Raw genomic sequence first — 26,683 nt, 5'->3', positions numbered from 1 at the left:
AATGTTATTTTTGCATAGAAAGTTGGGCATACTGCTTTGGTGTCATGCCCGTCCATAACTTAAATATTCTCGAAAAATGCGCCTGATCAGCAAAACCACAAATAAAGCCAATTTCAGCTGCGCACGATGACTGTTCTAGTAAATAGTGGCTAGCGCTATTTACCCTAACTTCTTGCAATAACTTAGCAAAGCTATGGCCTTGAGCACTTAAATGTCGCTGTAACGAGCGCTGTGAGAGTGCTAAATAACGTGCCACTTTATCTAACTCAATATCTAACAGACCCAGTGCGATGATTGCCTGTTTAGTGTTATCAACAATAGCCTGAGATGATGCCTGCTTTCCCTGTGCAACATGGCTCGTAACACTCGTATTTATTGATGTACTCCAGTGAATATACCAAGGCTCATCTGAATTTAATTCAGCTTGGTCACATGCTAATGCAGGATAGCTAAACATTCCTGTATTTACTGACTCGCTGCGACTTAAGTAAACAGTGTGCGCCGAGGTTTCATGCAACAATGCACATAACACACCTAAAACAACTAAGTCTTCCTCAAGGCTAGGTTGCTCTATTGCTGTGGATTTGTGCTTTACCTGTACACAGTTTTCAAAAAATTCGAATTCAACAAAATGCTGGCTATGAACATAACGCTCCAGCCGCTGCCACTTCTTTAAAAGCAGCAACGGGTCCTTATCATGCAGTAGCGCTTGCCCTATGGGCGAATCTACAAATTTAGTCACCCCTGCGCCTATCTTTAATAACGCAGCAAGCCCATATTGCTCACTCACTGCATTTATAAACGCCCGCTTAGTCGCTAAGGGGATATGTGCATTGGATTGTAGTGGTGGGTGCTCATTCACTTTTTCCAATAATATATCCAACCCAGCACATAAAATATTAAGCATGGCTTTGCTAGCAAACGCGTTTGAATTACTTTTTTCATTAATGAGCATCGCCACCATACTTAATCGTTCCCTATTTTATATAAACTTAATCGCTCTGTAATTTGGGGCTAATCAGCTTTTCTATTTTCTTTCCTATTATAGGAAGTTTCATTAACCAATTTGGTGCTATTTTTATGACGCTTACAACACTGAAAAACCAAACCAACTTACCAATAAAAACAGTGCTTATAATGGTAGGTACACCTAAACCACTTAAAAAACTCAGTACCACCATCAATCGTGGCGGAGTGGGCAATAACGACATAGCTGCCAATGCAATAAAGCCATACTCTTTTATATAACCTTGCAATTCCACCCACCGTGAATACATTTTGCTATCTTGCGTTGGAACAATTAATTGTAAGTAACTATCTAAAACCGTTACTAAAAACAGTAAAATGCACGCCCCAACTGCAGCAGCACTGGCAAACGCCAGTGCTGTCAACGCCGCCTTTTTAGGTTGTAGCCATGCCAGTAATATAACGGATGTTTGCGTCGGTAATGCAGGTATAAAAAAATCACCTACGGAGACAAATGCCAATGTAGGGATCGCATTAGGCTTAGCACCATTTTTACCTATCCATGCTATAACTCGTCTTGAAACGGACTGCTGCTTTTTCATGTTCGTCCCTTTTATAGCTTAATCATAACGTTTTCGATCAAATTAGGAAATAAAGCCCGTACTTTCATTAATATACGCACCTTACCAACATGAATCTCTTTTTGGCCCTTTGCTGCACCTTTTATGATTTCGCGCGCTGCTTGTGCAGGACTTATTTTTCCTCGGCCATAGCCATTTGTCATGTCAGTTTCAACCATAGGCAATATTGCTTCACACACGGTTATACCGCTTTTATGGCGTGTAACCTGACCATTAAATGATTTACAAAACGCTCGAATACCGGCTTTGTTCGCACAATATATTGGCGAACTTTGCTTAGGCGATACAGCCAAGCCAGTTGTAATAAATACCCACGTACCCGCCACTTTCTGCACGTTTGAAAATAATAAACGAGTTAATAAAATGGGCGCGGTAAAATTAATCATGGTTTCGTTTTCAATACTAATAAGTTCGTTATTAGCCGTAAATAAATCTCTTTTTTGCTGCACTGCGGCATTATGGATCACAACATCAAACGACCTATTAATAATAGAAGACGCTAAGTTTTCTATGCTTTTAACACTCATTAGATTACATACTAGCCACTGCACATCAGGAAGTTCTAGGTTACTTTTAGCCACACTGTTTTCATTACTACCCGTTGCATAAACGCTGTAACCCGCCGCTAAATACTGCTTAACTAAAGCTCGACCAATGCCTCTCGTTCCGCCGGTGATCAATACGGTTTTATTCATTGCCGTACTCCTTAAAAATAGAAAGGTCGACGGGATTATCAAAAATTGATCGGCCTAAATACTCCACATATTTACCGCGCAAATTACGATCCCTAGGCTCAAGCAAGCCCTCTATTTTAACAAGTGCAGGGACATCGCCTTGAAAATAATAGTTGGTTGAGCCAAATAACATACGCCAAAACCAGTTATTGGGAGTCACACTCACTACACGGTAAGCTCCTTGTTTTTGCATACGAAGGCTAACCCCCGTATGTGCTTGAACTTTTAGTACAGCATAATCAAATGACACAACCTCCCCCGCTAAAAGCGGCGTCCAATGATGTGTAATTTCAAATAATATACTCAGTAAAGTGCATGGTCGGCGTGTAAAAGTTAGTTGCTTGATGTTTTGTTGATAGTTCGTTTTTTTGCTGTTTAGCACACTGGTGCTGCTATCGTGATTAATGTCTAAACTAGCCGATTCATCAAGGTGTGGTTGATGCATTGTAGCCTGTAGCAGTCCTGCTTCAGGGCTCCAAAGTGCTGTTTCCATGGCAATATAAGGTGACTTTTCACATGGTAACGTATTCCCCTGCCACACTCGTTTAGCTTCAAATAAGCCATCTTTGCGCAACTGCATTGAGATCTCATATTCAAATGTAACTCGTGTACTTTGGTGTTTAAGATTAAACACCTTTGCCGTGGTAGAAAGAGCTTGGGGCTGATTTGCTAAATTCAAAATAACGTCTCACTTTATCAATAGGTAAATACATAAAATATATGCAGTCACATTACCTGTTGAGCTAACGTTATTATTGAATATTTACGCCACATTTATCACAATTGTGAAGCTATACCCAAACTGAGGTGGTTTGGGTATAAGTAGCCTTTAAGTTATCTGCTATTTATTATTTTAAACCCATATTATTGCCAAGCAGTTCTTTATATTTAGGCGCTAACTGTACTTTTTGTTCGGGGTATTTTTCCAATAACTCAATTAGCAATAACTTGGCCTCTTCAGGCTGGCCTTTAGCAAGAAACATATCAACCTGCTTTAACGTAACAGCAAAGTCATTCGCAGGTGCTTGCTTTTTCATGCTACGACTACGCAGTAACTCTGTTTGCACTTCAAGCTTTAGCTCATCAGCCATTGGTTCTGCGAGTAACGAGGCTGGGGCTGCACGCTCACTTCGCTTAATGAATGGCGTTGAATTAATGTTCGCGTCAGGTTCGAGAGCTGGCAAGTCATTTACAGAGGTAAATTGATCTGTATTTTGCCAATACAGCAAACTAACTAACATTAACGATGCTGCTGTTGATAGCCGCCCATACCACGTTTGATAAAAACGTTTTGATTTTACTTTGGGCTGCACTGCATTCACTGCGTTTTGCAATATTTGTTGATCCAGCGCTGAACTTGGTTGCTCTGTTGCACCATCACGATAAAGCGAAGCAATCTTATTACTAGTGAATTTATCAGTCATCTATTCCCACCATTTTATGCATGATGCACTGTTTTAGTTTGGCCAATCCATAACGTATCCTACTTTTAATATTATGAGCGGACTCCCCTACCAACTCAGCAATTTCATCTAATGTAAAACTTGCTTCATGCTTTAATAAAAAGGCCTCTTTTTGCTGGCGTGGTAATTGAGCTAAGCATGCTTTTAAGTAATGTGCTTGTTGCGATAAATAAAGCGCTTCATCATGCTCACGCTGAATACTTGCATGCTCACTCGACACACATTCACTTGGGGTATACTCCAAACTACTCCCTGATTTATCATCAATATTGTGGTCATCATTCGCAGCTATTACTTTATTGTAGGTGGCACTACGGCGGTAATAATCGACAAGCTCATTATGGGCGATCCGATACAACCAAGTCGTAAACTTTGCGCTGACTTGATAATTTGAACGCGCTTTAATCAGTTTATTCCACACCTCTTGAAAGAGCTCTTCGGCTAGCGCTACCGATGAGCACTGACGAACAAAATAGCGATAAAGGCTGCTTTTGTGCCGTGTGTACAAAAGTGTAAATGCTTGCACATCACCTTGGCCATATTTAAGCATTAGCGTTTCATCTGCTACGTTTTTCTCGTCTTTCATGGCGCCCCTTTATGAATGGCTGATTTTTATATATTAGCCTCTTACATTAGGGCGTGTTGACCTTTCGTGATTAATTTTGCAGCAGTATGTTTGGTATTTAGACAAGGCAGCGCCTATGCTGTGTGGTTGTTCCCCAGAAATAGGCGATAACGCAGTATAAATGCCAAACATGCGCTGCCCAAAGGGTTCTTCCTAGGGGCGATTGACTCTTTGTTGCTCGGTTTTTACTTAGCCCGCTAGGTTACAAACCTCGCGCCGCGATTAAATCACCCCTAGGTTGAACAAATTTCAATCCACAAAGGTCAACACGCCCTAGTACTTTATATTTTAGTGAAGGACATCAGCAGTTTTTACCAGCTGAATAAACTCACTACGATAGCCAAACGGGTCATTCCCCTTATTTTTTATCGCTAATTTAGTGCAATCTTCATAGTGCCAGTCGCTGGTGTATTTTGCACCTTTAAGTAACTGAGCAAACCCAGCAACCGCAGTCGCAAATTTAAAATCTGTACTTGTATCTAACCAGTCACTATCGTTTTTTGGCATAAATACTGGAGTGCTGATTAATTCACTGCGCTCACTATTTGGTTGTTTATAACGCACTTTAACAAACGCAAGCTCTTGGCTATCGTTGCTTTTGTGCTGTGTGGTTTTATAACGTAAGTCATCAATACGTTTATTAGGCGAGTTTGCTAGTGTAATTTCATAAAGGGCTGTTACCGTGTGCCCCGCGCCAAGCTCTGCTGCATCAACTTTATCGTTATTAAAGTCTTGCGTAGCAAGCAGTCTATTTTGGTAGCCAATCAAGCGATATTCAGCCACCTGCTGCGGGTTAAATTCCACCTGAATTTTTACGTCTTTGGCAATAATTTGCATCGTACTACTTAGCTCATCAACCAGTACTTTACGTGCCTCGTTGATGTTATCAATGTAAGCATGTTGTCCATTGCCAATGTTGGCTAATTGTTCCATCAAACCATCGTTATAGTTGCCTTGACCAAAACCCAGCGTAGTTAACGCAATCCCTGTTTTACGTTTGTCGGCCACCAGCGTTTTAAGCGCCTCGGTCGATTGTAAGCCGACGTTAAAATCGCCATCGGTGGCTAAAATCACTCGGTTCACACCTTCTTTTTTAAAGTTTTGCTGTGCTATTTGATACGCAAGCTCAATGCCTTGCTCACCATTGGTTGAGCCTCCCGCAGCTAATTGTTTTAGCGCGGTGGTTATTGCCTGATGATCATTACCTTTAGTGGCAGGCAACACAACACCAGCTGCGCCGGCATATACAACGATTGCCACGGAGTCATTTTCATCGAGTTGTTTAGTCAACATGGCTAAACTGGTTTTTAATAAAGGCAGTTTGTCTGGCGTATTCATTGAACCCGATACATCCAATAAAAAAACCAAATTTGCAGCTTTTAAATCTGCTTTTTCAATTTCAAATCCTTTAATACCAATTTTTACAAGCTGCCTACGTTCATCCCACGGTGCAATACCCAGTTCAGTATGCACGTTAAAGGGCGTGTCTATACTTGTAGGCGCGCTGTAATCGTAGCTAAAATAATTAATAAACGCTTCTTCTCGCACTGCATCAACTGGTGGTAACTTACCTGCATTTAGTATACGACGAACGTTACTGTAACTGCCTGTATCCACATCCACCGAAAAAGTAGAAACAGGCTCAATAGCAGCCTGTTTAACGGGGTTTTGTTGTGACTTTATGTATTTTTCACGATCTTGCTCTGTCGAAAATACAATATGATTACTTGGATCAGGGCGTTTTTCTATCATAACGTTTGAAAGCATTAACCCTTGTGGCTGCGCGGCATAACTAACAGGAGCCAGACGTCGTCTTGTTTGCACATCTGTTTGTATTGCATCATTGACTCGTGCATTAGTTTCTTGTTTGCTTTGAATTATTACAATTGCCTCAGACTGCTGTTTTTTCTCATCATTTGCCTTTTCGCTCATTTTATTTGAGCTTTGGTTACAGGCCGTTAGCCCTAACAAAACACTAAAGCTAATTGTTGCTAAACGATAGTTACATTTTATACCATTAATTTTTTTTGAAGAGTTGTTCATAGAGTCACCTTGTTTAATACACTGCTACTAATGCTATTAACGGATGACCTTTAGAAGTGGGGTTAAATTTTTAACTAATAAATTAAATAATATTTTATTCCTCCAAATTTATTACTTTCACCTCATTTATTACCAAGTTCTCTGACGATTAGTTACCATAGGGCTACGTTTTTCATAATTGATGATGTTAGTTTTGTATTCCACTCCAGCTAATCGCACTTTATTTTCTTCTGCTATTTTAATTCTCGGTATTTTTTTTATTGCCGCCAATTTACGCGCACCTGTCACAGGAATTGCACCGGTACTTGATCAAATCATTTTGGCGTTTAGCTTAACGCCAACACAAGCCGGTATGCTCACCACGTTACCTTTAATTGCATTCGCTTTAGCCAGCCCAATGGCAGCAAGCTTAGCCAAAAAGCAAGGGCTTGAAACCTCTCTTTTTATTGCGCTTTTACTTATTGGTGCAGGCCTTAGCTCTCGATTAATTGACTCTGCTTCCGCTCTTTACTTCGGCACAGCGATTATTGGAGTGGGTATAGCCATTGGCAATGTACTCTTACCAAGCTTAATTAAACGTGATTTTCCTCATAAAGTCGCTGTGATGACCTCTTCTTACGTGCTTGCCATGGGTATTTTTGGTGGCAGTTATTCAGCATTAATTATCCCTTTGGCCGACTACAAAAATATGGGCTGGCAACTGGCGCTAGCCTGCTATGGCTTACTCACGATTGTAAGTCTTGTCATTTGGTTGCCGCAATTAAAGCTACATACAAAACCTGATAAAGCACTACTCAATAATACCAACAGCATAAAAGTATGGCGTCAGCCGCTGGCGTGGCAAATTACTTTACTACTCGGGTTAAATTCGTTTTTTACTTACATAATGATTGGTTGGTTACCCAGTATTTTAATTGAAGGTGGCCACTGTGCACAGCAAGCTGGGGCACTGCAAGGGAGCTTTCAGGTAGCATCAGCGATACCAGGTATCATACTAATTCCTTTATTGGCAAAATTAAAAGATCAACGTTTACTTACTTGTATATTGGCATTATTAGCAGCTTGCTGCTCACTGGGGCTACTATACTTGCCTGAGTTTGCATCTATTTGGTCAATTACATTAGGGTTTTGCTCTGGGGCATGCTTTATTTTGGGGCTGTCGTTTATAAGTTTACGCACGCATGATTCTTGCCAAGCGACTTCGCTCTCAGGTATGGCGCAATGTTTTGGTTACTTACTTGCCGCATCAGGGCCTATTTTAGCTGGCTCGTTACATAGCCACTTTGGTAGCTGGTCAACCACGTTGTGGTTATGCGCGCTCGCCAGCGGCTTATGTGCCATATTTGGCTACCTCGGTGGACGTAATGTCACCATGCCAAATAACGTTTAAACCATTGTAGTACACTAAAATGAGTGGGCGATTTTACAGCATGCTTTTGCGCCCACTTTTTATTAATAGCCTCACGCTGCTCACGGCGCACTTGCGCCAAGTTAGCTTTAGCGGCAAAGCTTAGTCGCTGCTGATCACTTAATTCGTTATCAAAGTTTATCTGCGATTTTTTTACTGCTCGGCTACTTTTCACTGATGAACACATATTATTATCTCCAAATAACTCGCATTACTTATATAGAAGACATGGCGTGATGTGTTTTTATTTCAAGCATCATTAAAATAACGATTTGATAATGAGCAAAACAGTCTCAGCTCTTTTAGCGCTGTGTGATTTAGTGTTACTTAATACTTGAATTCAAGCAACAAAAGCTTTAACGATTTTTATATTGTGTTTTGCAATGGCTTCGCATAATGGCGGGATCGCGTAACTTAAGATGCTTTGTTGTTCGCCCTGCATGGCGTTTACGCCATACTTTAAACGAACCCGCAGATACATTGCTGCGCATAAAGCCAACTAACTGGGAGTGATTTAAACTATATAGGTTTTCTATCGCTTCAAATGGCGTGCGATCTTCCCACGCCATTTCAATAATTCGAGATTTTTGACTATCACTGAACTGCATATTGCACCTAAATTGATTTTATACGCAGTAGCATCAATTTCGGTGCAATAAAGTGCTAAAGAAATACGAACGCCTTACGTATTATTTGCTTGGTACAGATTAGCTTGTTTTATACTAGCAAAATCATTGAATCGCACACCGTGATGCTTCATTACTTCAAGGATTTTTTTGCTGATCATTTGGCGTAAATAAAACGGCTGATTAGGCACAAAGTGATGAATAGTATGGGTATGACCAAAGTTAAAACAAAACAGGTTAAATGGCATAAACACACGACTAGTTAACACATGTGTTTGTTCAAGCATGTTATTCACTCCCCCGTAGTAATGCATTGATGAGGTAACAAAGTTAAGTGAGCTTGAGCGAATAATGTTAGGCACGATTAATACCACCATTAAAAACTCAAACACAGCCATAATATCCAAAAGCCACGCCGGTGAACTTTGTTCAAGCGGCATAAATACGTTAACCCCATGAAACACAATCACACTGTATAAAATAGCAAAATACACCGTTGTGACAGGAAAACCTGCATTAAATACGTTTAAGAAACTAAAGCCTTTGATTTCTTTACTAAAGCGCTTAGCGTTAATTAATAATCCAAGTAACCCATCAACAATTACTAATACGCGTAAGAATGGGTTTTTAATACCATTACCGACTAACCGCTCTTCGAGGTCTTGCTCTGTGCCGGACACCTTATGATGATGTAAGTGCATTTTACGGCGATACCACGGGTTAACCGTATTAGGTCGCATAAGCCATACTGTCAGCATCATAAAATTATGCATAAATGGCTGATTACTAAAATATTGCTTATGAATAAGGTCGTGTTCTAGCTCATGCGAAATCGACGCGGCAATAGCAGCTAAAATAATACACAACCACGCAGGGATGATTGCAAAGTAATATAAAGTCCCCACACCAATAAATGCACTAAGCGATAAGAGCAAAATAATTAACCCTAAGGTATTTTGGTGGGTTAACAGTGGGTGTTTTTGACGAAGCCGTGCTTCTTCACTTTTAATAGCCTTAACAATGGCTTGAATGTTTTCCTTGGCACTTAACGTGGTCATAAATAGCAACTGAGAATCAAAGTTGCACAGATGATACCCGAATCAAGATAAACCTTCCATAGTGATCAGCGGATACGTCCCCCCGCCCCTGATGAAATAAGCACTGCACTTAAAAGTATTAATAGCTCAGCAAAATATGAAGAGCAGCTATTTAATCCGATGTATTAATGCCTAAAAGCAAAAAGTAAGAAACAACCCATTTTGCGCTTCAAATGGGTTGTTTTTGAAATCAAGTTATCTTGCTTTAGTAATTAAAACTTCCAACCAACAACTAATAACAAGTCTTTTACTTTATGTTCATATGAATGAGTGGCAACACCAAGATCAGTTACCTCTGCTTTGTCTTTCGCTTTAAATAGTGAATACTCTAAACCTACATACAAATTTTTTGTTAATTTGTAATCAAACCCAAGTGAAGCATATGGAGCGTTACCACTTTTGCCAATATCATAATGCGATGAAGGATGAGAAAGTTTTAAAGGGGTGCTCCCAGTATAATTCCAATGAGCAAGGCCAAACCGCCCGTTAACTGAAAAATCATCAAATAATTCAAGCTCGCCTTTGACACCAAATCGTATCGATTCTATATCTATTGGAATCTCAGCCTCGAAACGGTGCTCTAAAAAACCATGTTGCTCAGGCATAATTACTGTAGCGATATTATCACTACTACCATGTTTATGTTTCGATAATTCAACGGTTAAGTAATCTGTAAAATTTAAACCTACCCTAAAGCCGGTAGAATTCGTATTTTGCTTGGATGAGTAATGCTTTTTAGCGCTTTCTGATTCCGTTAAAGAGTAAATATCGTTACTCGATTTACCAATTAAAACTTCTGTTATTATTTTTGTTTCTGCGTGAGAGAATAAAGGAAGTACACAAAGAGCTCCTCCTATTATAATTTTTTTCATTTAAGTCTCAAAGTTAATGTAATTGTTAAATATAATAAACACTTAACATAAAATAAACCAGACTACCGGACAATTTAGTTCCGATTAATAAAACAGCATTACTTTACTTGTGACATAATTCAATTACCTAGTACAGCCCCGCGTCAAGATTGAATTCTGGTTTTTGTAACTAAAAAAACGTTACACTTTAAATAAAAAGTAATATTTAAATTCAAGTACTTGAATAATGAAATAACTATTTTTAGTAAACTTATTATTGAGGTTTCAGGTTATTAATTCAGGTTTTCTGCCAGCATTGCTAACTTTTCTATACCGTGATCTGGCATCCACCTTTTAAACTCAACAAAGCCATGTTTTTTATACAGCTTAATAGCAGGCCCATTCAGCACGGCAGTTTCAACGACTGCGGTTGTTATGTTGGTTGGGGCTACAAAGCTGTTTAACACATAGTCTATTAATTTATCTGCGATACCCTTTCTAAAATGATCGGGGCCTACCGTTAAACTATTTATTTCTAACTGCTTACTCGTTATCGCTAGTTCAATTACACCTGCAAGGCACTCTTCTGCAAAATAACCATAAAAAACTGTTGTCGAATTTTTTATATTATTAACGGTGCGAGATAATGGAGGAAAGTTAAGCGACCCGATTAGCTGCGCTTCAATTGTATAAGAACGTTGAAAAATAGTATAAATTTGCTTTGCCACTGCATCATTGGCGCTATCTAACTTTGCAATCATTTACTTAAATCCCTATTGCCACTTACTTTAGTTAAATACAACAATCCATTCAGGTGTTTTAAATTCTTAACTGTGGTTGTGCCTATGTACAATCCATTCAAACTTGAATTCTAGCGCTTAGATGACTGTTTATCATAAATAAAGCAACATTTATAACATTAGGTTCAAGACGCTTCAATACTAGATACACCACCTATAACTATTTACTACATGACTCTTCGGTTTTTAATTTTGCAATAATACCGAAATAAACACATACCAAAACCATAACGAAACACCAAACTATACCAAAGTAAAATTTGACGGGGTTGCTACTTGCTGTGATTGTAATTTCACGCCCCATAGAGTTGTAAGAAAGCGCACCAACAACTAATAAATTATATAAAAGAAAACTAAAAGCTAAACCAAAAATGCGCGCTATAAGACGTGACTTTTTATCGACCGTTTTCATTTAATGTACCAATAACGAGCCAATGAAGTTGCTCGTTTTTAAATTTATTTTTATTGATGCATCAACCATAGCCAAGTTCCTATTTTGGTTCAATCGTTTAGTCGTTTTCTACTTTTATAGTCATTATCGCCGTTGAGAATTGCCTTATTGCCTTATTGCCTTATTGCACTATAAGCGTTAGTTTTTGAGGTTAAAAAAGCTGTCGCTTGAATGTTTTAGGTAAGCTTTTTATTTGAAGAGTGCAGATTCAATACTTATCACTATTACAGCATCTGAGATGGTTACTATCTCAATGATCGTCATCTAAATGATCGACCTATATACCAAGCCACCTCAAGATGCGTTTTGGGTATAATCCCCCATTATAAAACCAACGTAAAACTAGCCCCCAAACCAACTTCAGACTCGACCTTTATCCGTCCTTTATGACGATGGATTATTTGTTGGCTCAACGCCAACCCAATTCCTGAGCCTTTTGTTTTGGTGGTGAAAAAGGGGATAAAAATTTTCTCTAATGCACTTGATTCTATGCCATCGCCATTATCGTTAATTTTAATCTCACTTTTGCCATAGCGATTAATTTTTGCCGAAATCGATATTGTTTTTTCAGGCTTACAACTCAGCTTTAGGGCCTCTACTGCGTTACTTAGCAGGTTAATAAGCACTTGCTCTAACATTTTTTTATCAACCGAAATACTAAGCTGCTTAGGTTCAATTTCAAAGTTGCATGTAATATCACAGTCGAATAACTGAGCATTAATCAAAGGCTGCAAATCGTCAAAAAGGTCCTGAACCAATATTGGCTGTAAATCTAAATGCGGTACATGAGTCAACTTCCGGTAGTCTTCCACAAAACCCAACAAAGATTGGCTACGAATACCAATCGCATTAAGGCTTTGTAGATAGTCATCTACTAAATCTTTATCTGCCAATTCATGGACGAGCTGCTGCTCAGTGATAGTGACAAGCGTGTTTGCTAATGAATGTATTGGTGCAACTGAATTACCTATTTCATGAATAAGAACGCGAATCAGCTTTTGCCAAGCGTCTATTTGGGTGCTTTCTATTTGTTGAGAAATGGCCGTAAACAGCCATAATTCATATTGGTTATTATGATAGGTAAAGGCAAGGTATTTAAACAACATATCATTTGCAACACTCTCTCCCTGCTTTGCCAGCTCGAGGACAGGCAGTGATGCCATAAGTTCGTTGACCGTGTTGGTATTACGAATGTCCAATGCTTGCTTTGCACTATTATTACACACCACTATATCGCGCTGATTTTTAGTGAGGATAACACCTGCATCAACGTGTTGCAGCATGGTCTCAAAAAGCGCGACTTGTTCGGCTTGTTGGAATTTATCGGCTTGAACACGCTGAATGAGATCGTTGCAAATTGCTTGCTCTTTGGCGCCCAGTGTATGCTCTGCACTCAGTCTAAAACTGCTATCTTGATACTTAAGCGCATTGATAACTTCATTAAATTGCGCCTGTTGTTTATAAAATATTTTTAAGGTCAAGCCCACACAAATTAACGCAGCCATAAAGGAGATGGTACTGAGTAATATTGCATGACTAAAAAACACACCATACAAACCTAAGCAACTGAATATTAATGCAACAATAAATAGTGTTAATACATGATAGCTGGTTTTATTCAACACCGTACTTCTCCATTTTTCGATATAAAGAAGGACGGGTGATCCCCAGTGCTTTAGCTGTATGACTGATGTTGCCTTTAAAATCAGCAAGCGCCTGCTCGATAGTTATTTGTTCAATCTCCGCTAAATTATAAGTAATCGGTTTAAGTGCTATTGCTTCGCAGTGTTGTGCATTTGCAAGCTGAAAATGTAATTGCTTACCATCTGATAAAATAACCGCCCGCTCAACTAAATGTTGCAACTCTCGAATGTTACCAGGCCATGCATAGGTAAATAATTCATCTAAGGTGTTATCACTAATACTCTTTACAGGAAGCTTATATTTTTCACTGTATAAGTGAGTATAAAACTCAACCAGCAATGGAATGTCTTGTGGCCTATCTCTGAGTGGCGGAAGTGTGATCTCAACGGTATTGATTCGATAGAGCAAATCTTGTCGAAAGCTACCTTCGCGCACCCTATCGTAAAGGTTCACGTTAGTGGCAGTAATAAGCCTAATATCTATCTCTATTTGTTTACTGCCACCAACGGGAGTGATCACTCTATTTTGAATGGCTGTTAACAGTTTGCCTTGTAATTCTAAGGGAGTGTTAGCTATTTCATCTAAAAACAAAGTCCCCATATCAGCCAATTCAAATCGCCCTTGTTTGTTCTCTTTGGCGTCAGTGAAAGCCCCCTTGGTATGCCCAAACAACTCACTCTCAAAAAGCGAGCTTGCGATAGTCCCCATATCAACTGATAAAAATGTGTCTTTTGCTCTCAATGAATGTTTATGAAACTCCCGTGCAATCACCTCTTTACCTGTGCCGCTTTCGCCTAAAATCAATACGTTAGCATCTGTTTTTGCTGCTTTTTCGATGGTTGTAAAAACCAGCTCCATAGCGGGACTTGCTGCAATCAGGTTTTCAAATGGGCGATTCTGTGCTGCAAGCGACAATTGGGCTATTTGATTAAGCTTTTTAGTTTTTTGTCGTTGTGTACTTAAGTCAATACAATTGGCCACCGTCGCCAGTAACTTTTCATTTTGCCAAGGCTTAAGTACAAAGTCACTAGCGCCTAGCTTAATAGCCTCAACTGCCATCGACATATCTCCAAAGGCGGTAAACAGCACAACCACGGCATCTTCATCAAGCGCTTTAATTTGTTTCAACCAGTAAAAGCCTTCTGCGCCTGAGGTTGAGTCACGGGTGAAGTTCATATCAAGCAGAACCAAAGAAAAAGACTGTTTGGCAAAAGCTTGCGCAATATCGTGAGGGTTATCCAGCGTCATTACTTTTTTATAGTGCTGTTTTAATAGCATTTTAGTGGCTATTAAAATTTCGGCATTATCGTCTACCACTAAAATTGCTTTATCTGAGAGGCTCATGGGTTATTCCTTCAATCGAACTGTACGATATCGTACATCAAGTGTTTAATTTTTTTACACCTTTATTTTTTAAATTAGTAAAATAAATAGTAACAACATGTTTTATAAGAGTTATATTTTTTGGCACACAACTTGTTATATCTATACCAACGTTGAGTTTTAGATGGATAGTTATGGATAAGTTGATTACAAAAAAGCGCACTTTTAAACTCTGGTGGTTAGCCTTACCAGCAGTGGCAATTAGCTACTTCCTGTTAAGCAATACAGTCAGTGGCAGTGGTAGTCGGTATAACATTGCAAGCGACAAGGTAAAAGTTAGCACTGTGATAAAAGGCGAATTTAGCGATATGATCCCATTACGGGGTAATATCACCCCCAGTAAATCAGTTTTTCTTGATGCCATTGAAGGCGGCCGTGTAGAGCAACGCTTTGTTGAAGAAGGAGCAATCGTTAAAAAAGGCGATAAGCTCCTCGCTTTGAGTAACACAGGTTTACAGCTAGATGTAATTTCCCGTGAAGCACAAATCTCAGAGCAGCTAAACAACTTGCACAATACCCGATTAGCCATTGACCAAAATAGGCTAAACCTAAAGCGTAATTTGTTAGAACTAGACTTTGAAATTAAGCAAAGCGAGCGAAAAATGGCGCAACACAAAAAACTGGTAGCAAACAACCTTGTTTCACAAGATGAGCTAAAAACAGTCATTGATAGAACACTGTATTTAAAAGATCGCCGTACGCTTGTGGTAGAACAACAAGATCAGGATGAAATAATAAGAACGACGCAAATAGCACAACTTGAAGACAGTGTGAGCCAGCTAAATAAAAATCTACGCTTTGCACGTAAAAACCTTGAAAACTTGATAATCAAAGCCCCAATTGATGGCCAACTGACCTCGTTTAATGCCGAATTAGGAGAATCTAAAGCACGCGGCTCACGCCTTGGCCAAGTCGACATTATGAATGAATATAAAGTCACCGCTTTTATTGATGAATTCTACCTTGGCCGAGTTTTTGCGGGGCAAACAGCCACGCTTACTCATCTTGGACAAGCCTATACCTTAACCCTGAGCAAGGTTTACGCTGAAGTATCAAATGGTCGCTTTGAAGTTGATTTAACTTTTAATGACTTATTACCACAGCGTATTCGTCGAGGGCAAAGCTTGCAAATGGAGTTATTACTCGCTGATGCAAAGCCTGCCACAATGCTTTCAAATGGTAGTTTTTACCAAGATACCGCGGGCAAGTGGGTATTTGTCATTGAAGAAGGTGGCCAAGTGGCTGTTAAAAAACAGGTAAAATTTGGCCAAATAAATAATAAATTCATTGAAGTGCTGTCGGGCTTAAATGTAGGAGATCGCGTGATCACCTCAAGCTACAGCAATTATAAAAACATAGAATCAATCAAATTAATAAATTAAGGGCAATTGCCATGATCAACCTTAACAACATCAGCAAAATATTTAGAACTGAATCGGTCGAAACCTACGCTCTTGACAGTGTATCTTTAACCGTTGAACGCGGTGAGTTTGTAGCTATTATGGGCCAGTCTGGTTCGGGTAAATCAACCTTACTGAACATTGTCGGTATGTTAGACCACATAGACCAAGGTGAGTATATTTTTGACGACAAGGACATCAGTGGGTTTACCGAAAACAAATTAGCTGATATTCGCAAAGACAACATTGGCTTTATCTTCCAAAGTTTTAACTTAATTGACGAACTTACCGTATTTGAAAATGTTGAACTCCCTTTGGTCTACCAAAGAATTAGCAAAAAAGAACGCGAACAACGCGTATTAGCTATTTTAGAAAAAGTAAACATTGCCCATCGTAAAGATCATTACCCGCAGCAGTTATCAGGGGGACAACAACAAAGAGTTGCAGTAGGACGAGCGATAGTTGCTGAGCAAAAAATGCTGCTTGCCGATGAGCCAACTGGCAATTTAGACTCTAAAAACGGCGAAGAAGTGATGCAACTTTTAGCGCAATTAAACCGTGAAGGAGTCACCATCGTCATGGTCACTCACTCTGATCATCATGCTAATTATGCACACCGCGTGATCAACGTATTAGACGGCCATATTGTATCTCAGAATATGCAGGAGGCGCGTAGTGCTTAGTAATTACTTAACCATCGCTTATCGAAGCCTTTTAAAACAAAAGCTATATTCAAGTATTAATATTTTAGGTTTAGCAATCGGCCTTGCTATTTGTATTAGCATGGCTATTTTTGTGGAGTCGGAGCTTGGCTACGACACCTTTATTGAAGATCATAACAACATTTACCGTACTTCGTTAAAATTAACTGTACCGGGCTCCCCAGAGCAAAATTTTGCTCCGGGCTCTGTGTATAACGCTGAGCGTTTTAGCGCTTATTTTGATGAGATAGTTGAAGCTGCTCGCCTTCGTGAAATAGGTGCAACCTTAGGTTACGGCACCCAGCACTTTAGCGATGACGGCATACTACTGGCTGATAGTAATACCCTTGATTTTTTCTCATTAGAATTACTCCAAGGGGACAGTGCTACAGCATTAAGCGCACCTAATTCAATTGTTCTAACTGAATCTGCCGCCCAGAAACATTTTTCAAATCAAAATGCGGTAGGTGAGACATTAATATTAGCAAACCGTATTTCACTTAAAGTAACGGGTGTTATCAAGGATTTACCTAAACGTACCCACTTAGATGTATTTGCACTCATTAGTATGAGCACAGCGCCTGCATTTTTGAATAATCCAAACTGGGATCAAAACCCAAGCTTTAACTATTCGACCTATTTTAAGTTAGCGCCACTTACTGATGTAGCAGCACTTGAAGCAAAAATCCCTGATTTTTTAGACAATCACATTCGGGCTAACACCAGTGACTCTTTGCATTACACCTTAATACCTGTGACTGATATTTACCTAAAATCAAATTTGTATTCTGAACTTAAAAACAATGGTGATATAAATATCGTCTATTCGTTCAGTATTATCGCGGCGCTGATCCTATTAATTGCCTGCGTTAATTTTATGAACCTATCTACTGCAACCGCAACCAAACGAGCCAAAGAAGTCGGGGTTCGTAAAACCTTAGGCGCTAAAAAATATAGCCTGGTTGCGCAGTTTATGATTGAAGCAATCATGCTTTGTTATATTGCGCTATTTATTGCAATGGCGTTAGTTGAAGCAAGCTTACCCATGTTTGCGAGCTTTATTGGCAAAACACTGAGCTTTAATTATTTAGATGGCACACTCCTACTCACTTTATTATTATTGGGTCTTGTGATTGGAGTTATTTCTGGCGCCTACCCCGCATTTTATTTAAGTGCGTTTAAACCTGCAAAGGTACTCAAAGGCGAAGTAACTCAAGGTAAAGCTGGGGCACTCCTTCGCCAAGGGCTAGTAGTATTTCAGTTTAGTGTGGCAATTATTTTAATTGTTGCGACCACAGTTGCCAGTTCACAGCTAAACTACGCACGTAACATCGAGCTTGGCTATGATAAGTCGAACACCTTTGTAATAAGAGGTTTATATACTAACGAAGCGAGCAGTAAACGTGATGCATTAAAAACTCAGCTGCAATCACACCCCAACATTATTAATGTAACTGCCAGCTCACGTTTTCCTACAGGCACATTAACCGACTCTTTTGGTCTTATAAACCCAATCACAAATGTATTTCAGATGATGCCAGTATTATCGGTAGATGAAGATTACTTTACTGGTTACAACATCAATATTATAAGCGGTCGCAGCTTTAGTCTTGATTTTCCTGCAGATAAATACCAGCAACCAAGTGACGAAAATCCAACCCCCGCCTTTTCTGTAGTAGTAAACCAAATGGCGGCAAAAAGTTTAGGATTTAGTGCGCAAGAAGCGGTAGGTAAGCAATTTAAAGTACTCGCCGGACGCCACGGCAAAGAAAGCATTGCAACGATTGTGGGTGTATCAACTGATTATTACTTCTCATCGCTAAAAACTGAGATTAGCCCCACTTATCATTTATTAAATAGCGACGCGGGCTATTCAATGTCAATTAAGTACGACACAAATGCAACTCAAGTTCGCGACTTTATTGAGCAAACGTGGGCAACTTTAATCCCTGAGCAACCTATATCACTTGCTTATTTAGAAGAGACATTCGAACAAATGTACCAACAAGAAGACAAAGAATTTATTGTATTTAACCTGTTCTCATTACTCGCCATATTTATTGCGTGTTTAGGGTTGTTTGGTCTGGCGTCTTTTACAACCCAGCGTAGGACTAAAGAAATTGGCATTCGTAAAGTATTAGGCGCCTCGGTATTTGATATTGTAATGCTGATTAATAAAGAGTTTTCAAAGCAGGTATTAATCGCCAACGTTATAGCTTGGCCTATCGCTTACCTCATCATGCAGCAATGGTTAAATAATTTTGTATACCGTGTTGATTTGTCGATATTCCCGTTTGTGTTAGCAGCATTATTAGCATTCGTGATTGCATGGGTAACAGTTGGCTCGCTATCAGCCATTGCAGCTAAGGAAAGACCAATTAACGCACTGCGATATGAGTAATATAAGGTTATAAAAATTAGCCATATTTCGAGGCTACAAGTTACTTTCTAAGATAGCTAAAGCTTGTGTATTTACCTCTACCACTGATTGCTCGTCTAAAACACGCGCAATTAAGTGGTATTAGGGTTAATAATACTAAGTGCACAAAGATTACACCGGTTCTTTTTATTATTTATTTTAAAGTCTAAATTTCGGTTAAACCCCAAACAATTGCCACAACCGTCGTTAATGCCATTAATATAAAGTAGATAATACCGACAAAACCATAAGTGAAAAAAGCGAATATATAACCTTGTTTGTAAATACGTTTTTGCATTATGAACAAGTAAATAGGTATCCATATCAGCAAAGCAAATCCAATGAATCCTAAAATACTCGCCGCAACAGTAGCAAACCCACCACCCAGCGCTTCAAGATGATCATGTGCGACATCTAACAGATCAATTGATAATGAACTGACAAAAATAAAGCTATGACTATGCAGTGCCACAGTTAAGTGCTCCATATAAAGACGCTTTGAGAAGATAAAAATCACCTTAAGTAACAGCGCAAATATAGGCAAAAGTACAAACATTAATTGTGGTAGTTTTCCTAATACTTCATTGATTAAACGATTAGTATCCGTGGTAAACGTTTTCTTCGCTTTTTCTGCTAGTTTTTTAGCAGAATCATCAAGCTTCTTATTACTTTCATCTGATAAAAAATCAAATGACAAACTACCATCAGCACTATTTGAAATAGTAATACTATTGCTTTTGTCATCTGTGCCTAACTTAACGCGCTCAAGTTCTATGGTAGCAAGCTGTCGAGTCGTACTCACCAGTTTGGCATTTTCAGCAATAGAAATATCAAGCTTTAAATCATCAAGGTAGCGATTAAACCTCGCTAAATCGGCATCAATGCTCGCTATATTTTTATTATCTGGTGTCGGCTGAGCTTGTAATTTTTTTTCATTAAGCGTTTTAATATGCTCTGTAACTTGAGTAATAGCAGCTTTATTATTATTCATTTCAATCGTTTGTTGGTCTTCTCCAGAAACAGTTAATTTTAGAGTTAAAAAAAACACAATACTAATGAATAAATATAAGCGCAGTGGCGGCACGTAATGCACTCGCCTACCTGCAAAATACTCATTAGTTAAAAAACCGGGGCGAAATATTAACGGCCATAAAGTACGACTGGCACGGGAGTCAAAGCTAAAAATATCATCGAGTAAATGTAAAATAACCACCCAAAAATACTTTAACGTGGAGTCGAGCGACTGCCCGCAGTTAGAGCAAAATGCCCCTTCAACTGATTGGTGGCAATTATCACAAAGCGTTTGAGCCACCGCCTCACTATCATTAATAACGGAGACTTCTTCTTGTGAAGAAAGTGAACTATTTATATTCACTACCTGATTTTCTTGAGACATAAGCTCACTATGACTATTTAAACTATCAATTAAGTAATACATAAAACAATAGCACGATGTAACATGTAAATTACAAATATTTTATAAAAAACCAACTATTAAACGTGCTGCCTGCCAAAGGATCTGCTAAATTCAACAATGACAATAAGCTAATGTTAATGTTGTCTGTCATAGCGATTATTTACTGTGACCATATAGCCAATACAGGAGAATTATAATGGCGTTTGAAGTTAAGTTTGAATTATCAGATACCGATTTAGAGCACTTTCGCGATGTAATGCGTAAAGCACAACAGGGCGCTAAATTACTAAGTGAGCAGGTAATAATTAATAATGCTAAAAAAATCAGCTCAAATATAATAGACAATGTGCCTGAGTTTGTTCGCCTTCGCATCCAAAAATTAGAAACATTTGTCGCAATGATTGAAGATACTGAATGGCAAATCCCTGAAGAAGAACGCGTAGAAATATTAAGTGCCTTGGCTTACTTTAGTGATCCTGAAGATTTAGTGCCTGATCATATTCCCGTACTAGGCTTTTTAGATGACGCGATTATGATTGAACTGGTTGCTGGCGAGTTTAGTGACGATGTTGAAGCATTTGAAGAGTTTTGCGCCTATCGTAGCCGTGAAGAAAGCCGCAATGGTAACGCAACCGTTACTCGTGATGAATGGCTAGACGCAAAACGTCGCGAACTACACAGCCGCATGCGTAGTCGTCGCAATGAGCGTCGCTCATCTGGACGCTCTTCATTTCGCTCAGTGTTTTAAGCACGACCAACTACAAGGCAATAAAAGCTGATTTAAGCTCTTTTATTGCCTTTAATTCCAATTATAGATTCCAATTATAGTAACGCATCCAGCCCTAATATTTATTGATAATAGATACGCTTTGTACACACAACATAAAGCCATTCCCCGAATTAAATATCTAAATTTACAGTATTAAAAGTGGGTGGCTTTTTAGCTCCACTTTCTTAACGTCATCTTCTTAATACCCTTATCAAATTTAAACAGTCTAAAATATGAGCTACTTAGTTAGGTGAATGTAAACCAAGTCTATTTCCTTCGGTATCTATAAACAATGCGAAAAAGCCACTTTCGTCCGCATGGGATGTTTTGGATACAAGTACTTTCCCGCCATACACTTCAACCTTAGATAGAACGACTTGTAGGTCTTCACCTGCATTTAAATACAATGTAAGGCCAGCAGTAGAGGGTAAATAACCTTCTCCTTGAATAATGATACCAACCGTAGATTGATCCTTATATGGAAATAACCCCATCTTCATTCCTGGAATATCCATAGTTTCGATGGTTAAAGTAAAAATGTTGCTATAAAATTTTACAGCGCGATCTAAATCGGTCGCAGGGATCTCAAAAATCGATGCCAAACTTTGCATTTCACTCTCCTTATTATTTACGTTTTACAGTCAGTAAACCGAGTCACTAACACTATTATTGATGGGAACGTTCTCACTCGTATTTCTTCGAACGACCACATTTTCAATATAGGCATAGGAAAGCATAATAAATTGTAAAAAAACGACAGGGCCGTTTATTTATAGAAAAGCAAAGAAAGAGCCATACTTTTGTCACCAAGAAAGTTACGCGGCTTTACCCCTGTAAACTCTTTAAAGTCTTTAATAAAATGAGATTGATCATAGTAATTGCATTTGTACGCTATATTAGTAAGGCTTTCGTCATGATTAATTAATAACTTCAAAGCAGTTTGTAAGCGAATAAGCTTACTCAACTTCTTAGGGCTAACTCCAACTATATCTAAAAATTTTCTTTCTAATTGTCGTTTTTGATTGGGATCTGAATTTATAATTTTGTTAATGGGTATATTGCCATTGTTCGAAAAGAGAATCTCAACGGTTGCTTTTACAACATTTTCAATAGTTCGCGGATTACTAAGTTTTGAAAAAAGAAATGCTTCAAGTATTTCAATTCTTTCACTTGTGTTTAGAGCTTTAATAATACTTTTTTCTAGCTCCTCTGATTCATTGCTTTCAAACAATTCATAAATTGATGTTTCTTTATTTTTTAGATTATTGATGGGTTCAGAAACGAAATTAGAAAAAGCATAAGGTAAAAAGCTGGCAGCAAAGGTATGAACATAACCTGTCGGTTGAATATAAAAAGGGGAAACGGTTTGCCCAAGTACCATTGCACGTGGTTGAATTATATAATGATTACCTGAAGTGTACCTTTTAATGTCATCACCTAAAATGAAAGCCAATTCAATACTTCCATCAGGTACAATTCTCTGCTTTTCTGAATTTTCTTCTGGAGAGACCTCGAGTGTCCAGAAAAAATTAACAAAAGAGGCTATATCTTTACTTGGTAAAAATGTTTTGTAATCCATAAGCCATCCAAATCAGTACGAAATTCACACTGAGTATACTAACATGCCATATGTATCAGATCTTTCTGGTGACTTTTAATGTTTCTACACAACATATAAAAAGACCTCCGACTTAATACTTCCCTGTTTTAATATATGTTACGATTTTATCTGCATGATCCTCAATAAGTCCCTTTGATGTCCCTACTGCAGCTTTATTTCTTGACGTAACCTTTAACCTAGCGATAGTTTCATCGCTTTTTACATCCTTAATAACAACTATCGTTGAAATATTATCTGTGCCAGCCATGAAACCGCCTAACGCTCTGGCTGCGCCATGCCTCATTTTATAATCAATGAAGGTAATTTCAATTTTCTTATTAGCATCATTACTAGTGCTTAGTCCAAATTGACTCATTTGTGCTTCTAGCCTTGCTTTGAATAGAGACATCCCTTTTTCTGGAACGCTCGCTTCATCAATAACCTCTTGAGTAAATACATCTGACAATTGGTAGGTGTAACTACGTTCAACTATTAATTTTGTACTTGAACAACCTGTTAATACAACAAAGCTTAATATAGTCACTAAAAATCTAACGTTTTTCATAATTTCTCATGGTAAACAGAACTTAAGTTGACACCCATCTTAATTATTTATTGGAAGCAAAACAATAAACACATCGCTTGAAGTCATTAGTAAGTGAACATTTTCGACATAATCACGATTTAAACACAGTTTCAATGAATTTGACTAAATTCAAAAATGCAGGAGTCTACATTGCGGGCACATACGCTTTTCCCTTGAAGAGCAATTTTAAGTTTTAAATGAGTGTGAACACTACGCCAGAAGTTTTTCGCAGTTGCTGAGGTTGCTGCGTCGTTTTCTGTTTAAATTTTCACAGTAACTTGTGTGTGATGACGGTCTACCAACTGCACCATGAAATACGCGGGTAAAGTGTGTAGTGAGTTTTAACCAGTTTTCTGGGGAGATATTGATGCGATCTAAAAGTGGTAAGTTTGCCTCTTCAATGTGGCCGCGCTTATCTTCACGCAAGCATCGCCCTGTGAGCTCTACTAATTCAAGATAAGATTTTAACTCAAACGGTAATCCTTTTGCCATTTGTTGTCTGGGCATGCCTGCAAAGCGCAGTAGTTGTTTGGATTGTTTGCCTTCCTTTGCACTTTCAATGCGTTTTTGTACGCTGGTGCGGGCTGACTCTTCAGGGATATTCGCCATTTTGGCTCTGATGGGGTTTAGATCGACATAAGCCATGCAAGCAGCTATGGCGGCTTCATCTAATAATGCGTGTGATTTGAATCTTCCCTCCCAGAATCGGCCTGTACAACCATCTTCTTTATTAGCTTTACGCGCAATGTCTTCATTTAATAGTCGCATAAACCAACTGATGCTTGCTAAGCGCTCTCGATATTGCTCAACCGTTTGGTTAAAAAACATGCGCTCTGTTTTACTTAGCTTTTCACCTTGCATGTATTTTTGAGTAAGCAAAGTGCCCTTACAGAGTTTATGCCAGCGGATAATAATGGCTTTATCATTCAGCCTCTTTGCTTTTTTATCATCAACATAGAGCACTAAGTGCGTGTGGTTACTCATTACTGCATAAGCACACACATCAATACAAAATACCTTGGCTAGACTCAGTAGCTTCTCTTCAACCCACCCTCTGCGGTGCTCATAAGACTTCCCTGTAAAACAGTCTTCACCGCATAAAAATGCTTGGCGTACACAGCGAGAAATACAATGATAGTATTTTGTATCAACCAAACTTATTTGACGCTTTCTTGCGATTGCCATAGGACACCCTGTTTGTTTTTTGCACTAATTAAAAGTTAGTGCAAAATATAGAAAATACAAACTTTAGGATGGGTGTCATCTTTGTTGGATCTTTGTTGCCAGCAAAGGCCCTTGTAGAAGCTCAAAAACAAAAGGAATTAACATTGCGCTAGGCAATGACTACTTAGCGTCACAAGGTTTAGTATCATTGAAAGATATTTGGATCAATATTCATTACGGGAGATGAACCGCCCATTGCGCTTCCTGTTAATAAAAAGCGCATGATGGGTGGTGTGGGGGCTGGAGGTTAGAGACCTCCGGCTACCCGATTAGCATTTAGCCCGCATACTTTTCATATAACGATTTAGCTTGTAAATTGAATTCTTCTTTTGAAATGGCTTCTTCATCAAGCATGCGTTTCAATTTATTCATTTCCTCATCAAAACTAGACTTGTTTTCTTTTGTCATATTGTTATAGCTTTCCCACATTCGCTTGGCAGTATCATATGTAACAGTCCCACCAAAAACCCAATACACAAGAGTCCATCCAGCTGCGCCAACAACGCCAATAGGAGCAAACGCTGTTGTTAAAGCAATTAATCCTGCAGTTCCTCCTGCAGCCATTAAACCTTTCGTAATTGGGTTATCTACTCCTTTCAATAAATCGACAAAATTATACATCATTATTCCTATAGTTATTATTGATTAAAATGCTAACGCCCGGCTCAACTGCCGGAGGCTACTGACGCCTTTTGAGCGGGTTTTATGCACAAAAGGTGACAGTGGCCGGAGGTCAGATTGCAGCCGCTTGTTAGGCGACTCACTTGCTAGCCTCATAAATTACTGTTGCTAAATATGAACCGATAGCCCCTAACACAATTGCAGAAACTGCCGAAATTGCAATTGACCATAATGGATGAGACTTCACAAACGCAGCCATTCGATAAAATAAGGGTTTCTTGATTCGTTTAATTTCTTCTTGAGCTAATGACAGCATACTATTTGATACTTGCTCTTTTCTCATGCGTTCACAACAATCAGAGCAAATGATTGGATCAGCACAAGAATGAATGATATCAGTTTTAATACCATTCATATCAAATAAGCAGCCCCTTGTTTCATCATGCGTATAATTTGTAAATTCGGAATTTAGGGGAATGCGTTGTCCACTTCTTGTAAATAGAAGTGATCCTGAATAAAGAAGCCTTAGAATTAAGTTTTCAAGTGGAATATTATCCCACATCAAAATATTCTTCATTTCATGGAATGTGATCGCGACTCGGTTATCACTTAATCTTCTAGCATAATAATTATGCTGAATTGGGACATTTAAAATTACCACAAGAAAGTCACCATCATGTTTTTTAGGTAAAACTATCTCTAAGCTCGAGTCTGTAAACTCCCAGTTTTCACCGTCTGAGTCTTCAGTTAATGAGAAATTTTCAACATCTCCTACAACAGTGAATAACTTTGATTTCCATGAAGTTAATTTCTTAGAATCAAACTCTGCTGGCATGTGACCAACTGTAACAATTTTTATTTTAATTGAACTATCCTCGATTCCATTTGCGCCTAACAGCGTTTTACCAAGAATACCGATAAACACTTTGCTAAAAGTGGCCATACTCACGTAAATACGCATTAAAATTTATAATAATATTATTAACTTACTAATTTATGATGACGATGACAACAAAAATTAGCACTACCATACCGAGAATTTACTTAATCAAGAACTGACATTTTTGTTAACCGAGAATAAATAGCGTACATTAAAATAAAATCAATAAGTTACGACCAGCGCAAAATACAAAGCGAGAATTAAAACTAATTACATACCGAGAATTTTAGTATCGAAATCGCCCCCCCTATTAAGGGTACGATTTACCCTTGTT

Annotated in this window: 27 protein-coding genes; 5 read left to right on the top strand and 22 right to left on the bottom strand. The window is 38.6% G+C overall.

Features of this window, described 5'->3' with window-relative positions; all coding sequences use genetic code 11:
- Nucleotides 1-4: 4 nt before the first annotated feature.
- The 7 genes from ACJJVX_RS07710 to ACJJVX_RS07680 form a co-directional block, all read right to left on the bottom strand.
- Nucleotides 5-964, bottom strand: coding sequence for a helix-turn-helix domain-containing protein (locus tag ACJJVX_RS07710; RefSeq protein WP_211841998.1), 960 nt, complete (start codon nt 962-964; stop codon nt 5-7).
- 28 nt (nt 965-992) lie between these two features.
- The gene (locus tag ACJJVX_RS07705; protein ID WP_054455276.1) at nt 993-1,568 is read right to left on the bottom strand and encodes a hypothetical protein; all 576 of its coding nucleotides are present in this window, start codon (nt 1,566-1,568) and stop codon (nt 993-995) included.
- A gap of 11 nt (nt 1,569-1,579) precedes the next feature.
- Entirely contained in the window at nt 1,580-2,302 is a 723-nt protein-coding gene (locus tag ACJJVX_RS07700; RefSeq protein WP_054206195.1) for an SDR family NAD(P)-dependent oxidoreductase, read from the bottom strand.
- Complete coding sequence (locus ACJJVX_RS07695; protein WP_235575792.1) at nt 2,295-2,921, bottom strand: hypothetical protein; 627 nt, start codon at nt 2,919-2,921, stop codon at nt 2,295-2,297. Before ACJJVX_RS07695 ends, ACJJVX_RS07700 begins: the two co-directional genes overlap by 8 nt.
- 268 nt (nt 2,922-3,189) lie before the next feature.
- Nucleotides 3,190-3,765, bottom strand: coding sequence for a hypothetical protein (locus ACJJVX_RS07690; protein ID WP_054455279.1), 576 nt, complete (start codon nt 3,763-3,765; stop codon nt 3,190-3,192).
- Entirely contained in the window at nt 3,758-4,390 is a 633-nt protein-coding gene (locus tag ACJJVX_RS07685) for a sigma-70 family RNA polymerase sigma factor (protein WP_405630887.1), read from the bottom strand. Before ACJJVX_RS07685 ends, ACJJVX_RS07690 begins: the two co-directional genes overlap by 8 nt.
- A 327-nt stretch (nt 4,391-4,717) precedes the next feature.
- The gene (locus ACJJVX_RS07680; protein ID WP_405630885.1) at nt 4,718-6,472 is read right to left on the bottom strand and encodes a vWA domain-containing protein; all 1,755 of its coding nucleotides are present in this window, start codon (nt 6,470-6,472) and stop codon (nt 4,718-4,720) included.
- Between the two features lie 184 nt (nt 6,473-6,656).
- On the opposite strand from ACJJVX_RS07680, the gene ACJJVX_RS07675 reads away from it, so the two are divergent.
- The gene (locus ACJJVX_RS07675; RefSeq protein ID WP_405630943.1) at nt 6,657-7,862 is read left to right on the top strand and encodes an MFS transporter; all 1,206 of its coding nucleotides are present in this window, start codon (nt 6,657-6,659) and stop codon (nt 7,860-7,862) included.
- Here the strand turns inward: ACJJVX_RS07675 and ACJJVX_RS07670 are convergent.
- The 8 genes from ACJJVX_RS07670 to ACJJVX_RS07635 form a co-directional block, all read right to left on the bottom strand.
- The gene (locus ACJJVX_RS07670; RefSeq protein WP_054455286.1) at nt 7,840-8,067 is read right to left on the bottom strand and encodes a hypothetical protein; all 228 of its coding nucleotides are present in this window, start codon (nt 8,065-8,067) and stop codon (nt 7,840-7,842) included. The two genes, ACJJVX_RS07675 and ACJJVX_RS07670, sit on opposite strands and share 23 nt — an antisense overlap.
- A 169-nt stretch (nt 8,068-8,236) precedes the next feature.
- Nucleotides 8,237-8,488, bottom strand: a complete 252-nt coding sequence (locus ACJJVX_RS07665) for a TIGR03643 family protein (RefSeq protein WP_054206201.1) — start codon at nt 8,486-8,488, stop codon at nt 8,237-8,239.
- A gap of 74 nt (nt 8,489-8,562) precedes the next feature.
- Nucleotides 8,563-9,564, bottom strand: a complete 1,002-nt coding sequence (locus ACJJVX_RS07660) for a fatty acid desaturase (RefSeq protein ID WP_054206202.1) — start codon at nt 9,562-9,564, stop codon at nt 8,563-8,565.
- 251 nt (nt 9,565-9,815) lie between these two features.
- Nucleotides 9,816-10,475 carry an outer membrane beta-barrel protein gene (locus ACJJVX_RS07655; protein WP_054206203.1) on the bottom strand — a complete coding sequence of 220 codons (660 nt, stop codon included), beginning with the start codon at nt 10,473-10,475 and terminating at the stop codon, nt 9,816-9,818.
- Nucleotides 10,476-10,747: 272 nt separating this feature from the next.
- Nucleotides 10,748-11,215 carry a GNAT family N-acetyltransferase gene (locus ACJJVX_RS07650; protein ID WP_054206204.1) on the bottom strand — a complete coding sequence of 156 codons (468 nt, stop codon included), beginning with the start codon at nt 11,213-11,215 and terminating at the stop codon, nt 10,748-10,750.
- 199 nt (nt 11,216-11,414) lie between these two features.
- On the bottom strand, nt 11,415-11,666 hold the full coding sequence (locus tag ACJJVX_RS07645; protein WP_054206205.1) for a hypothetical protein: 252 nt from the start codon (nt 11,664-11,666) through the stop codon (nt 11,415-11,417).
- 362 nt (nt 11,667-12,028) lie between these two features.
- Nucleotides 12,029-13,330, bottom strand: coding sequence for a sensor histidine kinase (locus ACJJVX_RS07640; protein WP_405630881.1), 1,302 nt, complete (start codon nt 13,328-13,330; stop codon nt 12,029-12,031).
- The gene (locus ACJJVX_RS07635; protein WP_405630879.1) at nt 13,320-14,693 is read right to left on the bottom strand and encodes a sigma-54-dependent transcriptional regulator; all 1,374 of its coding nucleotides are present in this window, start codon (nt 14,691-14,693) and stop codon (nt 13,320-13,322) included. The genes ACJJVX_RS07640 and ACJJVX_RS07635 overlap by 11 nt, the downstream gene beginning before the upstream one ends.
- A gap of 173 nt (nt 14,694-14,866) precedes the next feature.
- On the opposite strand from ACJJVX_RS07635, the gene ACJJVX_RS07630 reads away from it, so the two are divergent.
- Genes ACJJVX_RS07630 through ACJJVX_RS07620 form a run of 3 tightly spaced genes read left to right on the top strand, consistent with a single transcriptional unit; the run spans nt 14,867 to nt 19,234 of the window.
- Complete coding sequence (locus ACJJVX_RS07630) at nt 14,867-16,114, top strand: efflux RND transporter periplasmic adaptor subunit (RefSeq protein ID WP_405630876.1); 1,248 nt, start codon at nt 14,867-14,869, stop codon at nt 16,112-16,114.
- Nucleotides 16,115-16,125: 11 nt separating this feature from the next.
- Nucleotides 16,126-16,815, top strand: a complete 690-nt coding sequence (locus ACJJVX_RS07625) for an ABC transporter ATP-binding protein (RefSeq protein ID WP_054206209.1) — start codon at nt 16,126-16,128, stop codon at nt 16,813-16,815.
- A complete protein-coding gene (locus ACJJVX_RS07620) occupies nt 16,808-19,234 on the top strand; it encodes an ABC transporter permease (protein WP_405630873.1) in 2,427 nt (808 codons plus the stop codon). The genes ACJJVX_RS07625 and ACJJVX_RS07620 overlap by 8 nt, the downstream gene beginning before the upstream one ends.
- Nucleotides 19,235-19,418: 184 nt before the next feature.
- On the opposite strand, the gene ACJJVX_RS07615 is transcribed toward ACJJVX_RS07620, so the two are convergent.
- Nucleotides 19,419-20,648, bottom strand: coding sequence for a DUF3667 domain-containing protein (locus ACJJVX_RS07615; protein ID WP_342883916.1), 1,230 nt, complete (start codon nt 20,646-20,648; stop codon nt 19,419-19,421).
- 217 nt (nt 20,649-20,865) lie between these two features.
- On the opposite strand from ACJJVX_RS07615, the gene ACJJVX_RS07610 reads away from it, so the two are divergent.
- A complete protein-coding gene (locus ACJJVX_RS07610) occupies nt 20,866-21,417 on the top strand; it encodes a YkvA family protein (protein ID WP_054206212.1) in 552 nt (183 codons plus the stop codon).
- A gap of 263 nt (nt 21,418-21,680) precedes the next feature.
- Here the strand turns inward: ACJJVX_RS07610 and ACJJVX_RS07605 are convergent, their stop codons facing one another.
- The 6 genes from ACJJVX_RS07605 to ACJJVX_RS07580 form a co-directional block, all read right to left on the bottom strand.
- Entirely contained in the window at nt 21,681-22,049 is a 369-nt protein-coding gene (locus ACJJVX_RS07605; RefSeq protein WP_054206213.1) for a VOC family protein, read from the bottom strand.
- A 155-nt stretch (nt 22,050-22,204) separates the two neighbouring features.
- A complete protein-coding gene (locus ACJJVX_RS07600; RefSeq protein WP_054206214.1) occupies nt 22,205-23,017 on the bottom strand; it encodes a helix-turn-helix transcriptional regulator in 813 nt (270 codons plus the stop codon).
- A gap of 112 nt (nt 23,018-23,129) precedes the next feature.
- Complete coding sequence (locus tag ACJJVX_RS07595) at nt 23,130-23,603, bottom strand: DUF4410 domain-containing protein (RefSeq protein WP_054455302.1); 474 nt, start codon at nt 23,601-23,603, stop codon at nt 23,130-23,132.
- Nucleotides 23,604-23,834: 231 nt separating this feature from the next.
- Complete coding sequence (locus ACJJVX_RS07590) at nt 23,835-24,809, bottom strand: transposase (protein WP_405630870.1); 975 nt, start codon at nt 24,807-24,809, stop codon at nt 23,835-23,837.
- A gap of 315 nt (nt 24,810-25,124) precedes the next feature.
- Nucleotides 25,125-25,472, bottom strand: coding sequence for a hypothetical protein (locus ACJJVX_RS07585; protein ID WP_405630867.1), 348 nt, complete (start codon nt 25,470-25,472; stop codon nt 25,125-25,127).
- Between the two features lie 136 nt (nt 25,473-25,608).
- Complete coding sequence (locus ACJJVX_RS07580) at nt 25,609-26,412, bottom strand: hypothetical protein (protein WP_405630865.1); 804 nt, start codon at nt 26,410-26,412, stop codon at nt 25,609-25,611.
- Between the last annotated feature and the right edge of the window lie 271 nt (nt 26,413-26,683).

Source organism: Pseudoalteromonas sp. Ld20 (genome assembly GCF_045064175.1).
Taxonomy (GTDB): domain Bacteria; phylum Pseudomonadota; class Gammaproteobacteria; order Enterobacterales; family Alteromonadaceae; genus Pseudoalteromonas; species Pseudoalteromonas neustonica.
This window is presented reverse-complemented; position numbering and strand designations above follow the sequence as displayed.

What these genes read in the sequence shown, in the direction of transcription:
- ACJJVX_RS07710 (WP_211841998.1), bottom strand. Translation starts at nt 964, where the DNA reads ATGGTGGCGATGCTCATTAATGAAAAAAGTAATTCAAACGCGTTTGCT.
- ACJJVX_RS07705 (WP_054455276.1), bottom strand. Translation starts at nt 1,568, where the DNA reads ATGAAAAAGCAGCAGTCCGTTTCAAGACGAGTTATAGCATGGATAGGT.
- ACJJVX_RS07700 (WP_054206195.1), bottom strand. Translation starts at nt 2,302, where the DNA reads ATGAATAAAACCGTATTGATCACCGGCGGAACGAGAGGCATTGGTCGA.
- ACJJVX_RS07695 (WP_235575792.1), bottom strand. Translation starts at nt 2,921, where the DNA reads ATGCAGTTGCGCAAAGATGGCTTATTTGAAGCTAAACGAGTGTGGCAG.
- ACJJVX_RS07690 (WP_054455279.1), bottom strand. Translation starts at nt 3,765, where the DNA reads ATGACTGATAAATTCACTAGTAATAAGATTGCTTCGCTTTATCGTGAT.
- ACJJVX_RS07685 (WP_405630887.1), bottom strand. Translation starts at nt 4,390, where the DNA reads ATGAAAGACGAGAAAAACGTAGCAGATGAAACGCTAATGCTTAAATAT.
- ACJJVX_RS07680 (WP_405630885.1), bottom strand. Translation starts at nt 6,472, where the DNA reads ATGAACAACTCTTCAAAAAAAATTAATGGTATAAAATGTAACTATCGT.
- ACJJVX_RS07675 (WP_405630943.1), top strand. Translation starts at nt 6,657, where the DNA reads ATGTTAGTTTTGTATTCCACTCCAGCTAATCGCACTTTATTTTCTTCT.
- ACJJVX_RS07670 (WP_054455286.1), bottom strand. Translation starts at nt 8,067, where the DNA reads ATGTGTTCATCAGTGAAAAGTAGCCGAGCAGTAAAAAAATCGCAGATA.
- ACJJVX_RS07665 (WP_054206201.1), bottom strand. Translation starts at nt 8,488, where the DNA reads ATGCAGTTCAGTGATAGTCAAAAATCTCGAATTATTGAAATGGCGTGG.
- ACJJVX_RS07660 (WP_054206202.1), bottom strand. Translation starts at nt 9,564, where the DNA reads ATGACCACGTTAAGTGCCAAGGAAAACATTCAAGCCATTGTTAAGGCT.
- ACJJVX_RS07655 (WP_054206203.1), bottom strand. Translation starts at nt 10,475, where the DNA reads ATGAAAAAAATTATAATAGGAGGAGCTCTTTGTGTACTTCCTTTATTC.
- ACJJVX_RS07650 (WP_054206204.1), bottom strand. Translation starts at nt 11,215, where the DNA reads ATGATTGCAAAGTTAGATAGCGCCAATGATGCAGTGGCAAAGCAAATT.
- ACJJVX_RS07645 (WP_054206205.1), bottom strand. Translation starts at nt 11,666, where the DNA reads ATGAAAACGGTCGATAAAAAGTCACGTCTTATAGCGCGCATTTTTGGT.
- ACJJVX_RS07635 (WP_405630879.1), bottom strand. Translation starts at nt 14,693, where the DNA reads ATGAGCCTCTCAGATAAAGCAATTTTAGTGGTAGACGATAATGCCGAA.
- ACJJVX_RS07630 (WP_405630876.1), top strand. Translation starts at nt 14,867, where the DNA reads ATGGATAAGTTGATTACAAAAAAGCGCACTTTTAAACTCTGGTGGTTA.
- ACJJVX_RS07625 (WP_054206209.1), top strand. Translation starts at nt 16,126, where the DNA reads ATGATCAACCTTAACAACATCAGCAAAATATTTAGAACTGAATCGGTC.
- ACJJVX_RS07615 (WP_342883916.1), bottom strand. Translation starts at nt 20,648, where the DNA reads ATGTCTCAAGAAAATCAGGTAGTGAATATAAATAGTTCACTTTCTTCA.
- ACJJVX_RS07610 (WP_054206212.1), top strand. Translation starts at nt 20,866, where the DNA reads ATGGCGTTTGAAGTTAAGTTTGAATTATCAGATACCGATTTAGAGCAC.
- ACJJVX_RS07605 (WP_054206213.1), bottom strand. Translation starts at nt 22,049, where the DNA reads ATGCAAAGTTTGGCATCGATTTTTGAGATCCCTGCGACCGATTTAGAT.
- ACJJVX_RS07600 (WP_054206214.1), bottom strand. Translation starts at nt 23,017, where the DNA reads ATGGATTACAAAACATTTTTACCAAGTAAAGATATAGCCTCTTTTGTT.
- ACJJVX_RS07595 (WP_054455302.1), bottom strand. Translation starts at nt 23,603, where the DNA reads ATGAAAAACGTTAGATTTTTAGTGACTATATTAAGCTTTGTTGTATTA.
- ACJJVX_RS07590 (WP_405630870.1), bottom strand. Translation starts at nt 24,809, where the DNA reads ATGGCAATCGCAAGAAAGCGTCAAATAAGTTTGGTTGATACAAAATAC.
- ACJJVX_RS07585 (WP_405630867.1), bottom strand. Translation starts at nt 25,472, where the DNA reads ATGATGTATAATTTTGTCGATTTATTGAAAGGAGTAGATAACCCAATT.
- ACJJVX_RS07580 (WP_405630865.1), bottom strand. Translation starts at nt 26,412, where the DNA reads ATGGCCACTTTTAGCAAAGTGTTTATCGGTATTCTTGGTAAAACGCTG.